The following is a 12,986-nucleotide window of genomic DNA, read 5'->3' as shown; positions in this document are numbered from 1 at the left end:
TGCTCAAACGCGAAGGCCGGTGCCCGTCTGACGTTGAACACCGACAGATTAAGTACCGGAACAACGTGATTGAATGCGATCATGGCAAACTGAAACGGATAATCGGCGCCACGCTGGGATTTAAATCCATGAAGACGGCTTACGCCACCATCAAAGGTATTGAGGTGATGCGTGCACTACGCAAAGGCCAGGCCTCAGCATTTTATTATGGTGATCCCCTGGGCGAAATGCGCCTGGTAAGCAGAGTTTTTGAAATGTAAGGCCTTTGAATAAGACAAAAGGCTGCCTCATCGCTAACTTTGCAACAGTGCCGCATGTCGGTAATCCGAACGGACGGCATTCGGCGATACAGATCCAGTATGAGTGCCTCGGCACCATCCGGCACGTCTGCTGTCAACCTGTCGATCCGCAACGTTCCATCTTCTATGCTACCGTGCGGAATAGTGCCGTTACGGGCAGCCCGGGCCAGCCGCTTAAGAGCGATCGTGAGTCGCGCCTTTCTGTCTGCCAGCCAATCCTGTGGGTTGGAAGGCACGGCCAGTTTTGCATTTTCCTGCGCCGCGATCATCGGCACCAGTACCTGCTTGAGGTCACCATAGCGGCGCGAATGAGCGAGCCAGACATCTCCGGAACGAAAAGCATCCCGGAGGTGAAAGAGTACCGCCACTTCCCAAAGACGGGTATCTCCTTTTTCCTGAGCTCGTAAATGACGGTTCCATTTGGAGCTGGGCCGCAGGAAACGCCTTTCTGGCGATGCAACACCTTTCATCTCTCCGATCGACAAAGCTGCTGCTACCAATGGTCCGGCGACCGGCGCGGCTTCGAGCTTCAGACAGCGCAACATGCGGGGCGCATAACGACGAAAGCGATGGTATCCCTGCCCGACATATGCAAGAGGCTCATCGGCTAGCGTGTTGCTGAGTTGAGTCCCTGTCGCTACCAGTTGAGCGAGCCGGTCCCATGCAACCGAACTGGCGACAGCCATCTCCAGCGGGGTTCCGTCACTGCGGGCCTCAAGCAACGAAGCTCCCAGCGCGGTGAAGGTACGGATCGTATCCGTGAGTGTGGCTTTAGAGCCGGAAATTGTTTCGTCATGCTGGCGCTTCGCTTCCCGCCAGGTTTTTCCTACGATCCTGTCATGGGTTTCGACTATGGCATCAGCAATCGCCGCTTCCCACTCCACAACACAGACGGCAAGGATCGCCCAGCGGCGGTCCGAAGTGATGTCACGCAAACCGTCGGTGAAGTAGCGTTCACCCTGCCGACGCAGCCGGGCAATGCGATGGGCAGGTATGCTGGCCAAAGCACTATGATTGATATTCAGGGTACGCAGAAATTCGAGCCTGTCGAGCAAACGGTTAGCAGCAGCCGAGTTGTTACCAACCTCGAAGTTGCGAAGCCAGATGAAACGACTGATATTGCCGGCGAGCATTTCACTCAGAAGTTTGTCCAGGTGATCGCGAACATCCGCTGTTAAATTTTCCGCAATCCGCGTTTCAATCCGCCGCTCAGCGGCGACCAGAGCATCCGCGCACAAGCGCTCGATTGTCGATACTGCGGGCAGAATGGTGGAAGTTTCCCGACACCGCACAATAAAACGATGAGCAAGATCCTCGTTTGATCTGGCATCTTCGGCCTGGCCGAAAGTCCACTCCCGCAGATCACGGGCACCACGGCCCGTGAAGGTCTTGTAGCCGTAAATTTCGCGCAGCGTGTCCATGTGCTGCTGACGGGTTTGGCGCCGTGTGGCATAAGTGAGAAGCGCATCAGCCGGAACTCCAAGCTGAGCACCGACGAAGGAAAGGACTTCACGCGGGATCATCTCACCAGGAGCCAGTGCACGGCCCGGATATCGTAAGGCACAAAGTTGCAGGGCAAAGCCAATCCTGTTTTCCGGTCTGCGGCGCTGCCTAATGTTTTCCAGGTCATCATCGCCCAGCGTGTAGAACTTCAGTAGCGACAGTTCGTCCGTGGGCAGATCGAACAGCGCTGCTCGCTGCCGTTCGGTGAAAATATGGCGTCGTGACATACAAATTCGTCCCTTTTGAAGTATAGTCTGTTTTGGACAACAGCCAGCCCATATAAATCAGGGCGTTCCGATACAAAAATCCAGGAGGGTTCAATTGGGACATCGTGCCGCCATTTACTGCCGGGTTTCAACAGCGGATCAGTCTTGTGAACGCCAGGAATTTGATCTGCGAGCCTTCGCCGGCCGTGCCGGCTACGACGTGGTGGGAATATTTAAGGAAACAGGTTCAGGAACTAAACTCGACCGGGCCGAGCGAAAGAAAGTCCTGGCGCTTGCCCAGTCCAGACAAATTGATGCAATCCTGGTCACTGAGCTTTCCCGGTGGGGGCGCTCGACGCTCGATCTGCTCAATACGCTACGTGAACTGGAGAACTGGAAGGTTTCCGTGATAGCCATGAATGGAATGGCGTTCGATCTTTCGTCGCCGTATGGACGAATGCTGGCGACGTTTCTTTCCGGCATTGCGGAGTTTGAGCGGGATCTCATCAGCGAGCGGGTCAAGTCAGGCCTTGCTGTTGCGAAGGCACGTGGTAAGAGGCTTGGTCGTCAGGCCGGAGTGCGACCAAAATCAGACCGACTTTTGCCTAAGGTGGTTGCGATGAGGGCCGAGGGACGCAGCTATCGCTGGATCGCACGCGAGCTCGGTATCAGCAAGAATACCGTCGCTGACATCGTGCAACGACACAGAGCTAACGCTTAGGGTGTCATTTCGCCCTCAGCCGGAACCGACCCCATAAAGATAGGTGCGAAATTCCGTCACACGTCCGCCCACCAGCTTAATGGCCTCACTCATTCCGGCCTTGTTGATGGAAGCGCTACTGGTTTTCAGGTTGGGCAAACCGTACTGACGTGGGTTTTCTTTCTGGGTGCTTTCAGCGCCGGTCAGACGGCTCTCTCTGATTTTTCCATTATGCCGGGTCGGTGAATCGCCATTCGGATGTTCAGGAGATCGCCAGGTGTCTGCGGGAGGCGTATACGTTGTACCGTTCTTCTGGGCCATGTAGGCGAGCACTTCCCGCATATCAACACGGGTCTTTTTGCGCTCGGCAATACCTTCATCAATCTGACGTTCAAGATCCGCTCGCTTCTCTTTGTGCAGGCGGCGCGATTCCAGTACGGTTTCGTTATCATTCAGGCGTTCTACTATCTCACCGGTATTTAAATTCTGGTTTGCCAGTTCGCGCACCATGCTCAGCACTAAATCGCCCATTGGATGCCGGGTTGTGATACCCAGGCGCTCAAACGCCCGGTTGGTGATCTCGTTTCTGCGGGTTTGATTGGCCAGTTCCGTGATCTTCTTCAGGCGCTCGATTTCGGCAAGCTGTGCCCGCTTCATCAATTCGCTGCCGGTTAGCATGGCAACAATCTGAACCTGACTCTCACCCTTCAGTAAGTGCTCGGTGATGAATGTAGAAAGAGCTGCCCGCCCACCGTGATTTTTAGGGATACCCAGCGTGGCCAGAATGTCTCTCTTTAGAATATTACGCAGGTTAGCGGCCTTTTTTTCCGCTTCATGTTTGGCCTGCATGTCCCGGCTATGCTGCTTACGTTCGGCCCGGGTTTTCTTCACCTTCACTTTCGTCGTCACTACTCTTTACCTGGCAGGGCATCATCATCATTGATACCGGTCGCGGAGGCCTGCGGTCGTTACCTATCCCCCGCCGCTGGCCGCACATTTGATGGCGAGAGTATACCTGCTCTGTCGGCAGCGCGTCTTTTCTTGTCTTCATATATGCAAAATTAGTCCAACATACAAATGCGATCAGGGTCAACACCCCCGCGTCCACCCTGCAAAGCGCCCTTGACCTTTATACCCACTGAAACCCTCGCGCCCCCGGCCCCTCTTTTTTTTCTCTTTTTTTCTCTTTTTTTCTCATATTTTCTCGCATGGCTCATCCAGCGACCGGAGTCCCTATGTGGGGTTTGCAGGAACCGGACGGAAAGACCGGCACGGCCCGGTTGCCGCAGGCGGGGGAAATGGCCAGACCGGGCACGGCGGTTTCTTTTTAAAATGGTGGGCCCGGGCAGAATGGTTACCCCGGGCACGGGCCCGATCCTGAAAACGACACGGAGGTTTCAGGTACGGCTCCCCTTTCTGCCCCAAGCGAAGCGCAGGGGCAGAAAGGGGAAGTTTATTTGTATGTTGGACTAATAGAGGGTGATGTACGTGAATTCTGCCCGGGTTTTCCCGGCGATTATCCCGGAATCCATCACCGATATTCTTCCCTTTATCCTAATACCGGTGATGGCCACCGGCACAAAATGCAGGGTGTTCCGGCCCGGCGAAGATGCGGCCGCAAACCAGCACGAAAGTGTCGGTCGGAAAAAGGTGAAGCCAATGCTGGTGGCCGCACGGAATTCAGGCGGGCACTCGACGTTACTCACCCACGACTCCGGGTTAACGGTTCGACTCCGGGTAGCCTGGCCCGGGTGAAGCCCGGGGCAGGCTACCCTGTTTTTGTATGTTGGACTATTTTGACGGGTACTGGAGCAAACCACTCTGCCACACGATATGGCATTTAGTTACCGCTCTTGCGGTTCATGGATGAAATAGTCGGTTCTGTCAGGAGGGAGTCAGGGAAATGTGAAGAACCGAAATGGCCACGCTGAAAGATCATGTAGCCAGTTCAGATAAGCAAATTGAGTTAACGCCCTCGCTCATACCGCACCAGCTCTTCAGGTTTAGACAACCACTCTGTAATCTGGTGATCATGCATTGACGTATCGTATTCAAAGTCTGGCGGATAATACATATCGCCAACAAACCACTCTTCCTGCTTTAATTCATCCTCATCTATATCACAACCGCTATCAAGCCAGTCCCATCGGCCTCTTTTGTTAAAAATCACTCTCCCATTCGGCATAAAAGCTCCTTATTCAGTCAGATGGTTACGGTCTCGATATCTCGATGCCAGGTTAACATCGTTCACCAGTTTTACCACGGCTGGACGTTCGGCTTCAGTCCAGGAATCAGGCTGATAGTACACCCGCAGCGATTATCATCAAACTACTTCGCCTCTCAATCCCGCGCTCTCAAATTTCTGTTATGCATCATGCCAGAGTACAATATGAGGACACTATCGCCGGAATATTACCGACCGCCCCGACGATTAACGTTACCGGCCTAAGCTGAGGAAAATGGTTCTATGAAGTCATTTCTGATCAAAATGTCAAACGCGCATAACGAACACATCCGGGAAGTCGCTTCCGTGGATGAAGCTATTCGTATCGCATCCGAAAGAGCAAATGAAGGTTTCTGGCTTCCACCCAGCCGGGTCTGCGAAATGAGCAAGGAACATGAAGGCCGGTATACAGTCGGTGATGATGGCTGGTTCCGCCCCATCGAGCTGGCGGTTCCAGTCGAAATAGAAGAAGTGAAGTCGTCCTACGGGAACGGTGGTTACGACATGATTTCCGTAGGCAAATGGATCCAGACTCAATCAGGCTGGCAACCGTCACCGGCTGTCTGACTCTCCTTTTGTTTCGGTGGGGCTAGAGTGCCCCACTATTCTTCCGCTTTACGCTCGCGTTTTTCTTTGTCGCACTTCACTTTTTCATAAGCCTTGCCAAACCACTTAGGCTCTTTTCCCATCCCCGAATAAGATAGTCCTTCCGGCAGACTCTTCCAGAACACCGTTATCGCCTCGGCAAATTCTCTAAACTGTTCCTCGGAAACTTCAAGTTCTTCGTGGCGAGCTGGTCTCTCTTGCGGATAACCTTCGCATTGCCATACTGAGTAGTACTCCGGGTGAGCATTAACCAGTTTCTGGTGGGCATCACCATCTCCATGTTTATAAACGTTGACAACCTGATGACATGCACTGATTAACGGGAAACATGGCATGTTTCGTACTTCAATACCCAGCCATTCCATCAAATCCATAAGCCTCGGAAAACTGAGGTTCCAGATCAAATCTGATATCACAACCATGTCGAGCCACCGCCAGCTTCTGGCCTCCCGGATAAGCAGATCTCGTAATGCCTTGTCAAACTGGTGGTACATCCCAGCGGTCAGGGAAAGCGTGACCGTGACCTTCATTTCCCGCAACGCAACCCAGTGGCAAGCTTCAATCTGTTCAATATTCTCGTATACGTCACTTTCGTCGTGGTAATCAGGATTGAACCAGTCTCCAGCTGACTCTATAAATGACTCGCCTTTCTTTGTCGCTTCACTCCTGATCTCCACATCACTGAACTGCGACAGCAAACGTTCCTGCGCTTGTTCAGCGTAAAAAAGATGCGGGTTAAGCACCCACGGTCGGTCAATTGCCGCAAAGAAAAAGATGTTCCATCTCGGGTCGATAATTTCTTTTTCAGCATCAACAGCTGGCGCTGATACACTGCGGTTTGATTGTTTTTTTCTACCCATACCACTATCCAAATTAAAAACAGACGAAAAAAAACCGTCCAGCTGGACGGTTAATATCAAAATATCCTTCAGAAGTCTGACACGGGTCAGGCGCTAACCCGGGCAGTCGCTACTCACTAATTAAACCCCGCATAGGGGAAAACAATATTTTGATACTCCGACAACGCACCCCGCGATGGGGGAAGGTATGTCAGGCCAGTCTAACAAACCCAAAGCTCGTTGCAACCGCCAATCAGTGACTTAATCCTGGCAATCCTGATCATCAGTTTCAGTTCCGCAACTTAAGTAATCCATATTTAAAAACATTTTGTTCCCCGAGCCTGCCAATGCAGACAGACCTGAGATTTTACAGATCACGACAATCGACGGTACGCGTTTATAAATCTCGATTTCGCTTTCCCAACTTGACGCAAGATACCTTTCAAGCTGAAGTTCAGGGGTTACATCAACAGGTTGAATTCTGACCACAAAACCGTCTTTTCGCCCCTCATTGCGAAGAGATGTTAGCTGTTTTATCTCTGCATCGTTGAGTGTGGAAAATTTACGGCCATTAAGAATATGAGAGCAAAAATTGAAGCCAGTGATATGAGATGAGCCACCAGTTATCGATTCCAAAATGCTTGCATATTAGCTATCTGGGGGTTAGGCTCGCCTGTTTGCGGAGTGGATTCACATAATTCAAGGAGTCTTTCCAATTCCGATTTGGAATCACCCATACCCAATTCATTGCAAGGAAAAACATTGTGATTATTATTCATGAAAACTCCGTAGCATTAGATTTGAAGGCTAGTTTTCAACACTATGGGATCCCGAAATAAGTTCTCCCCCCCGCTCCCGGTAAGCTTTCGTTAATACCGCATAACTTTCTGAATTAACATGCTCATCAACCCCCGAACAAATCAGCCGGTTCGTCGGTGCTTCAAAAGCGTGGCGTTCGTATTTTTCGACCACGCGACAATCTTCCGACCATCTCTTGCCGAGCAACAAATCATTTGTGGTAATTGATGGAAACATCATCAATGCAAAAATTCCCCCAAGACAGCCTATTGGCACGAGCCACATGCAAACGATCTTGTTTTCGGAGCGTACAAATTTCAACCCGATGGTAGCGCCTATGATAGTCACGACAAATACCACCAGCAGAATTTTTAAGGGTAAAATCAGATCTGCGGCATAAATTAGCATTAATCATATCTCCTTAACTTTTCAATATTTGGTTCCTTCAAAAAGCCATCCATACTTTCCTTCATCTGGATGATCTGTCTTGTAGTTTATCTGGCAAGTGGTGAACTGACGCATCCATTCTCGTGACCTAAAAAATTTCCCACGAGGAAGTTTATCGCCAGGTAAGCATTGTTCAGCCCATTCGACAAAAGCAGGACAAACCCCCTTAAAGTGAGGAATAACAACTTGCGTGGCTTCTTTACGCATTACTGCTGACTGAATGGTTTTGGGATCAATCGTCATGGCTTCACAGGCTAACCCGACTTCACAAACATTTCTATTCTGCTGATGTTCTGTCATAGCGCCTTCCAGTTGAAGTTAAGTAGGGTCAGTTTGGATTTGAAAATTGTTGTACGGTAAGCCTGTTCTTGAACCTGCTTCGTGATCTTATGCCCGTTTGATGGCCACGGACTGACGCAAAAGTGCAAGAACGTCACTGACACTCATATCCCACGCATCCGCCTGCCGTTTCAGAATAAATGCCCCTACTTCCATTCTTTGGGCATGGTTCAACATATGCGTCAGCATATCCCCACCATGAGAAAAGTTTATCCCGCAGCCGGATGCACCATTGTTGATGAGCGTAAAACCTTTGTTTTTATCGGTTCCGTGAAAGTTTGCCCTCATCTCCTTTTCCAGCCCGAACAATACCGCGCAACATTGAGTTAATTCATAGCGATTCAGCTGGATGACGCGCTTAAGCTCCCATTGGGCTTCTTTTGCGCCATCAGCAATCGGAGCCATAGTGATGTTCACCGTGGGAAACGCATCCTTACCAGGCGAAACCACATATTGAAAATCAAGAGCAGTACGTTTTGCGCCCGTTTGCCGGTCTGCATAAAGCTTCAGCTGCTTACCAAATGTCGAAGTCATAACTATCCTCCAGAACTTAATTTACCCTGGTCATTCCAGCCGACAAAAGATTGTCGGGTTGTTTTCTACAGGCCTTCCCTCTCAATCCCACCGGGTATATTTTCCCCTTCCCTCTCGTTCCCACCGGCGATAAAAACTGTGCAGATTAAAAAAGTATCTTTTTGGGATTAGGCGAACAGCAGTAATTATAAAGAGGAGTGTTATTTTCTTTATTTTTCATGGTAATACAAGTTGTATTCAATAGAGGCCTGACGCGCCCCATCAGCTTTTCAGATGTAAATGGGACTATTTATCCTTTAGCGACTACAAAATCACGGGTGGGTTTGAGAGGGAAACGTCAACTTAGTGTTTTTGACCGGTGGGAATGAGACAGCACATTCCCGGAACCGGGCAAAAAGACGTTTCAAACATCAGGAACCTGTTAGTTTGGGATTCCGATCCGTGATCTGAATGGTGGGTACGCTGGTGTCCACCAGGTAGTAAAATTTCAGGTAACCGATGCTGGCAAGCACATCGAGAGCAGTTCGCATTTTCCGGTTCTGTTCGGCAATGCGCCCATTGAGCAGTAAACGCTGTCGAAGTCTGTCAAAGGTGATCGGGGCTGGATGTTGAGGTAGCGCTTCAAAAAATGTATAGAGCGCCTGAGCCGTTTCATTCCTGGTAAGTAGCTCCAGGGGTTTCTTCCGCAACAGAGTAAGATGATCTGAACGGTACAAATCCCAGAGTCGTTCGTCGGCTTCCAGGATGATGTAATCACTTTCACCATCAAATTCCGCCTCTTTCAGCAACCCGGCTACTTTGAACTTGGTGATCCCCGGGTTCTTCTCAAACCGAATGCTTTTTGAGCGAATCTTCGTCAACGAATCGGCTATCTCATTGCGCAGTTTCGTGCTGTAGCGTTTTGATGGGTAGCCGCAGAGTTTGGCAAATTCACTAAAGGGCATTTTAATCCGGTTACCTTTCAGCGCATCAGGCGATACGCTGAAGGAATGGACGATTGCTGTCCAGCACCGGAAGTCCTGGAAATAATTCAGCATCGGGCCGGTGATCTTTATGTCCGTGTACCCTTCCTGTTTTGCAATTTCCAGACTGGATAGCGCTTCCGTCACGTTTAGCGTGACCGTTGCCTCTGTTCGGCAACTGGGAGTAAAAACGCCCAGGCGGAGCAGTGATACAGGTTGTACTGATGAATTTTTTGTCACCGTCAGCTTTCCAGTCGACGGCTGATTGAAGTCGGGAATAGCGTCCTTGAAAAGAAGAACTTCATTCGAGTTCATCGTGTGGATCCCCCAGTTTTATTGTTATTTTCCGGGTATCTTGGAATGCCCAGTCCGGGCGAATGTATCACGGTGATTTTTATTGATCATGAGAAATAGGGGTCATTTAGTCCCCATTTATCGGGTATTGGTTTTTATTTGTACTAAATCAATACGTTATTTCAGAGATGAATCGGATAAATGTCGTTGACATCAAATTTTTGATCTGCTGCCAGTGTGGACAAAAAATGAATACCGATCACCTATTTTTGAGATTTGTTACGTATGATTATGTTTTTATTTGATGTTTTCATTAGCACAGCAGATGTTGATAATTAAGTTCCTTTCCCCTTCCAATCCCACCGTTATTCCCTTTGAACACCACCAGCTACCAGGCTAACCCCACCGACAGCCCTTCAGAGCTCACTTTTTTCCCTCTCAACCCCACCGGGGCAGGTCTTCAGAGCTTACCAGCTGCGGGTTTGCGGGAGCGGGGATCTTTTTGGTTCTATTTGGTCTTAATCTGGATCGATCTGTTGATCTACCCGGTGGATATGTGGATTAGTTGAGTCACGTCCTTGTTACTCGGTTGCTTAAATTTGGCCACTACGAACTGTCTCAATACCACTCTGAACAACATCCCAGTTGATACCGATATCACCATCGTGAGTTCGGTCTATCAACGCTAAGGTCGACTCAGCTTCGCTAGCTGAAACCTGCGGCATGTTTCGGTCTATTGCTAACTCCTGAACATCAGACTTGTACCAGACACGGACTAGCACCTTTTCGTCAGGGTTCATTTTTTGCAGCTTTGCGATAATTTCTTTTGCAGTTGCGTACATGTGAGTGCCTCTTATCGTTTTGTTTACACAATCAGTAAAGCACCGAGTCAGTAGCTGACGAAGGCAAAAAAGATACTTTTCCACAGGACAGTTCCAATAAAGAGATCCCAAAGGTGCAACGGAATACAAAAGAGATCCCTGTACGCTGCAAGCCGCATGGTTACTGGGCTCAAGGGCATTTTATGACAATGGTAATGACTTTTTTGACATTGGTAATGATTAAAATGACATTGGTAGTGACTATTTCGACGTTAGTAGTGAGTATTTGTGACAATGGTAGTGAGTTTTATTGTGTGATCTGAAGGTATAACTCTTAAAGAGTTTTGAGTATATTTCTATTATAATTCATATAGATACCATCTATCACCTGTATGATGAAACAAAATTATTAAAATCTTATCCACTGTTTTCTATACGCATTTTCCTTTCATGCCCGTACATATTTTCGACAATTTAGCTATTCGATGTTGATTTAACTCGAAGAGAGAATTTATCCCCATTTTCCACAAGGTAGTTCCAATAATTAGTACCTTACGAGTTCCCATAGATCACAAGAGATCCCCGCAGCTCGGAAGCCAGACGGCACAAGGCCTGGAAGCCAATCGGTGACAACGGTAGTGATTATTTTGACATTGGTAGTGAGTTTTTTAACGGTAGTAGTGAGTTTTTTGACAACGGTAGTGATTGCGGCGACAATGGTAGTGATTTTTTAAAGGATCTTTTTCACCGGAATTGCTCCTTTGTTGATAAACTACGTATGTATTTGTTTTTATGTGAATTTCAGAGTTTTATATTTAGTCGTGGCGTTTTTTTAGCCTGGACTTATGCACAATCTGAGATCGTCGCAGAGATCCCTTAAGTGACACTGAGGGCTTTGGGCGATAGTATTCAATAATCTGTTGATTAATACAGTCGATAAACCACTATGACCAATGAGAAAGATTCTGAGCAGCAAGGCCAGATGGTTACCAGGGCTTTCTCTGTAACAGAGAGAGAGACAGGTAAAGAAATTATTTTACGTCCTAATAGCAGCAGGACGGTTCAGTCTATCGCGCTCATGCGCCTTGGGTTGTTTGTGCCATCACCAAAAAGCGTTGGCCGTCAGAGTCGTGAATACAAAACTGTTGGCTTTGATGCCACGAAAGAACTACAGACACTTTCTTTGATGGAGAGCGAGGGTTTCACCAATATCTCGATCGTGGGTCAGCGCCTCGATATGTCTGTTGACTTCAAAACGTGGATGGGAATCATCCGAACGCTAGCTAACCATCCGATTGATAACGATAAGATCAGCCTCAAATTTACTGAGTTTCTGAAGCTCTGTAACCCTGAAAATTATCGTTCCTCTACCGCATCCCGTAAGCGTATCGACGCGTCGTTACGCAGGCTGGCATCCGTGATGTTGTCCTTCACCAGCACCCACTCGTCAAAGGTGTATACGACGCACCTGGTGCAGTCTGCCTTGCTTGACCCGGACTCTGATCAGGTAGAGCTACAGATAGACCCTAAGATATTCGAGTTGTATCAGTACGACCACAAGGTTTTGATGCAGCTGAAGGCTATCAAGGAACTGGCGAAAAAAGAGAGCGCACAGGCGCTTTACACGTTCATTGAGTCACTTCCACCAAATCCAATCCCGATCTCCTTAACGAGACTTAAGAACCGATTAAATCTTAAGACCCGTGCCAACAGCCAGAACGCCACAGTACGTAAGGCATTGGAGGAGCTGGCATCCATTGGTTACCTTCAGTACACCGAAGTAAAAAAAGATGGGAAGGTTTATTTCCAGATCCACAAACGCGATCCTGATTTGAATCTGAACAATATCCAACCACCACCTGATGGTGATGGCGAGGGTGATGCTGATGAGGAGAACAATGGCACGTCGGGTAAAAATAATGGTGAGCCACTGGAAGGTGAATTGTGCCCACCAGATGAGCCCATTGATGGGGATGAAACGTTAACCATCCATGACTTAACAGCTGAAGAACTTCACTACATTCGCAGCCTTAGAAGCCAGAAAAAGAACAATCCCGCCAGCTAGCATTCCCTCCGGGCTGTCAGATGACGGCCTGGAACCCTCCCTCCCTGCACATCGTCAGAGAATCCTGTTTAGCTTAATGACAACGGTATTGAGTGACGCGGTCACTACTGTTGTCATTGCGGGGTGACCACTCATGACAATGGTAATGAGACTAGATAGCTCACTACTGTTGTCATCATCGACATCTCTCCAGACCAGCTTCTCAGGGAAGGTCTTACACCGCTCACTACCATTGTCGGAATCGCCGGTACAGACAAATCGCTGATACCCATGACACCATGACATCGGCAATGAGTCTTGGCAGCTCACTGCTGTTGTCATCATCGACAACTCTCCAGAGCAGCTTCTC

14 protein-coding genes and 1 pseudogene are annotated in these 12,986 nt (G+C 48.9%); 4 read left to right on the top strand and 11 right to left on the bottom strand.

All coding sequences use genetic code 11. From position 1 onward, the window contains the following. A partial coding sequence (locus HII27_RS19290) for a DDE-type integrase/transposase/recombinase (RefSeq protein ID WP_031591623.1) occupies positions 1-260 on the top strand: 260 nt, incomplete at its 5' end. Positions 261-313: 53 nt separating this feature from the next. Here the strand turns inward: HII27_RS19290 and HII27_RS19285 are convergent. Continuing rightward, positions 314-2,029: pseudogene (locus HII27_RS19285) on the bottom strand (Tn3-like element Tn5403 family transposase); the annotation flags it as partial. Positions 2,030-2,123: 94 nt separating this feature from the next. Here HII27_RS19285 and HII27_RS19280 point away from each other — a divergent pair. Continuing rightward, complete coding sequence (locus HII27_RS19280; protein WP_000509966.1) at positions 2,124-2,729, top strand: recombinase family protein; 606 nt, start codon at positions 2,124-2,126, stop codon at positions 2,727-2,729. 15 nt (positions 2,730-2,744) lie between these two features. On the opposite strand, the gene HII27_RS19275 is transcribed toward HII27_RS19280, so the two are convergent. The 3 genes from HII27_RS19275 to HII27_RS19265 form a co-directional block, all read right to left on the bottom strand. Then, complete coding sequence (locus HII27_RS19275) at positions 2,745-3,617, bottom strand: hypothetical protein (RefSeq protein WP_223883248.1); 873 nt, start codon at positions 3,615-3,617, stop codon at positions 2,745-2,747. A 560-nt stretch (positions 3,618-4,177) separates the two neighbouring features. Next, positions 4,178-4,414: a hypothetical protein gene (locus HII27_RS19270; RefSeq protein WP_071602877.1), complete on the bottom strand. Its 237-nt coding sequence runs from the start codon at positions 4,412-4,414 to the stop codon at positions 4,178-4,180. 260 nt (positions 4,415-4,674) lie between these two features. Next, entirely contained in the window at positions 4,675-4,893 is a 219-nt protein-coding gene (locus tag HII27_RS19265) for a hypothetical protein (protein ID WP_007372345.1), read from the bottom strand. A gap of 282 nt (positions 4,894-5,175) precedes the next feature. Here HII27_RS19265 and HII27_RS19260 point away from each other — a divergent pair, with 282 nt between their 5' ends. Further along, a complete protein-coding gene (locus HII27_RS19260) occupies positions 5,176-5,499 on the top strand; it encodes a hypothetical protein (protein WP_007372343.1) in 324 nt (107 codons plus the stop codon). Between the two features lie 35 nt (positions 5,500-5,534). On the opposite strand, the gene HII27_RS19255 is transcribed toward HII27_RS19260, so the two are convergent. The 7 genes from HII27_RS19255 to HII27_RS19225 form a co-directional block, all read right to left on the bottom strand. After that, positions 5,535-6,458 (bottom strand): hypothetical protein, encoded by a 924-nt coding sequence (locus tag HII27_RS19255; protein WP_007372342.1) that lies wholly within the window; start codon positions 6,456-6,458, stop codon positions 5,535-5,537. A 180-nt stretch (positions 6,459-6,638) separates the two neighbouring features. Continuing rightward, the gene (locus tag HII27_RS27210) at positions 6,639-7,013 is read right to left on the bottom strand and encodes a hypothetical protein (protein WP_223226822.1); all 375 of its coding nucleotides are present in this window, start codon (positions 7,011-7,013) and stop codon (positions 6,639-6,641) included. A gap of 171 nt (positions 7,014-7,184) precedes the next feature. Continuing rightward, entirely contained in the window at positions 7,185-7,583 is a 399-nt protein-coding gene (locus HII27_RS19245; RefSeq protein ID WP_016241545.1) for a hypothetical protein, read from the bottom strand. Between the two features lie 21 nt (positions 7,584-7,604). After that, complete coding sequence (locus tag HII27_RS19240; RefSeq protein WP_009651680.1) at positions 7,605-7,922, bottom strand: hypothetical protein; 318 nt, start codon at positions 7,920-7,922, stop codon at positions 7,605-7,607. Positions 7,923-8,009: 87 nt separating this feature from the next. After that, entirely contained in the window at positions 8,010-8,495 is a 486-nt protein-coding gene (locus HII27_RS19235) for a hypothetical protein (protein ID WP_007372340.1), read from the bottom strand. Positions 8,496-8,905: 410 nt separating this feature from the next. Next, on the bottom strand, positions 8,906-9,772 hold the full coding sequence (locus HII27_RS19230; protein ID WP_008786567.1) for a RepB family plasmid replication initiator protein: 867 nt from the start codon (positions 9,770-9,772) through the stop codon (positions 8,906-8,908). Positions 9,773-10,344: 572 nt separating this feature from the next. Further along, positions 10,345-10,593: a hypothetical protein gene (locus HII27_RS19225; protein ID WP_016241546.1), complete on the bottom strand. Its 249-nt coding sequence runs from the start codon at positions 10,591-10,593 to the stop codon at positions 10,345-10,347. Positions 10,594-11,518: 925 nt separating this feature from the next. Between HII27_RS19225 and HII27_RS19220 the strand changes: the two genes are divergently transcribed. Continuing rightward, on the top strand, positions 11,519-12,637 hold the full coding sequence (locus tag HII27_RS19220) for a replication initiation protein (protein ID WP_016241547.1): 1,119 nt from the start codon (positions 11,519-11,521) through the stop codon (positions 12,635-12,637). Positions 12,638-12,986: the final 349 nt, after the last annotated feature.

The sequence above is a fragment of the Kluyvera sichuanensis genome, from assembly GCF_014218705.1.
Taxonomy (GTDB): Bacteria; Pseudomonadota; Gammaproteobacteria; order Enterobacterales; family Enterobacteriaceae; genus Kluyvera; species Kluyvera sichuanensis.
The sequence above is the reverse complement of the archived record's forward strand: the minus strand, read 5'-3'. Positions and strand labels throughout refer to the sequence as shown.

Excerpts from the sequence above, each read along its gene's own strand:
- HII27_RS19265 (WP_007372345.1), bottom strand. The coding sequence starts at position 4,893 with ATGCCGAATGGGAGAGTGATTTTTAACAAAAGAGGCCGATGGGACTGG.
- HII27_RS19260 (WP_007372343.1), top strand. The coding sequence starts at position 5,176 with ATGAAGTCATTTCTGATCAAAATGTCAAACGCGCATAACGAACACATC.
- HII27_RS19245 (WP_016241545.1), bottom strand. The coding sequence starts at position 7,583 with ATGCTAATTTATGCCGCAGATCTGATTTTACCCTTAAAAATTCTGCTG.
- HII27_RS19240 (WP_009651680.1), bottom strand. The coding sequence starts at position 7,922 with ATGACAGAACATCAGCAGAATAGAAATGTTTGTGAAGTCGGGTTAGCC.
- HII27_RS19235 (WP_007372340.1), bottom strand. The coding sequence starts at position 8,495 with ATGACTTCGACATTTGGTAAGCAGCTGAAGCTTTATGCAGACCGGCAA.
- HII27_RS19230 (WP_008786567.1), bottom strand. The coding sequence starts at position 9,772 with ATGAACTCGAATGAAGTTCTTCTTTTCAAGGACGCTATTCCCGACTTC.
- HII27_RS19225 (WP_016241546.1), bottom strand. The coding sequence starts at position 10,593 with ATGTACGCAACTGCAAAAGAAATTATCGCAAAGCTGCAAAAAATGAAC.
- HII27_RS19220 (WP_016241547.1), top strand. The coding sequence starts at position 11,519 with ATGACCAATGAGAAAGATTCTGAGCAGCAAGGCCAGATGGTTACCAGG.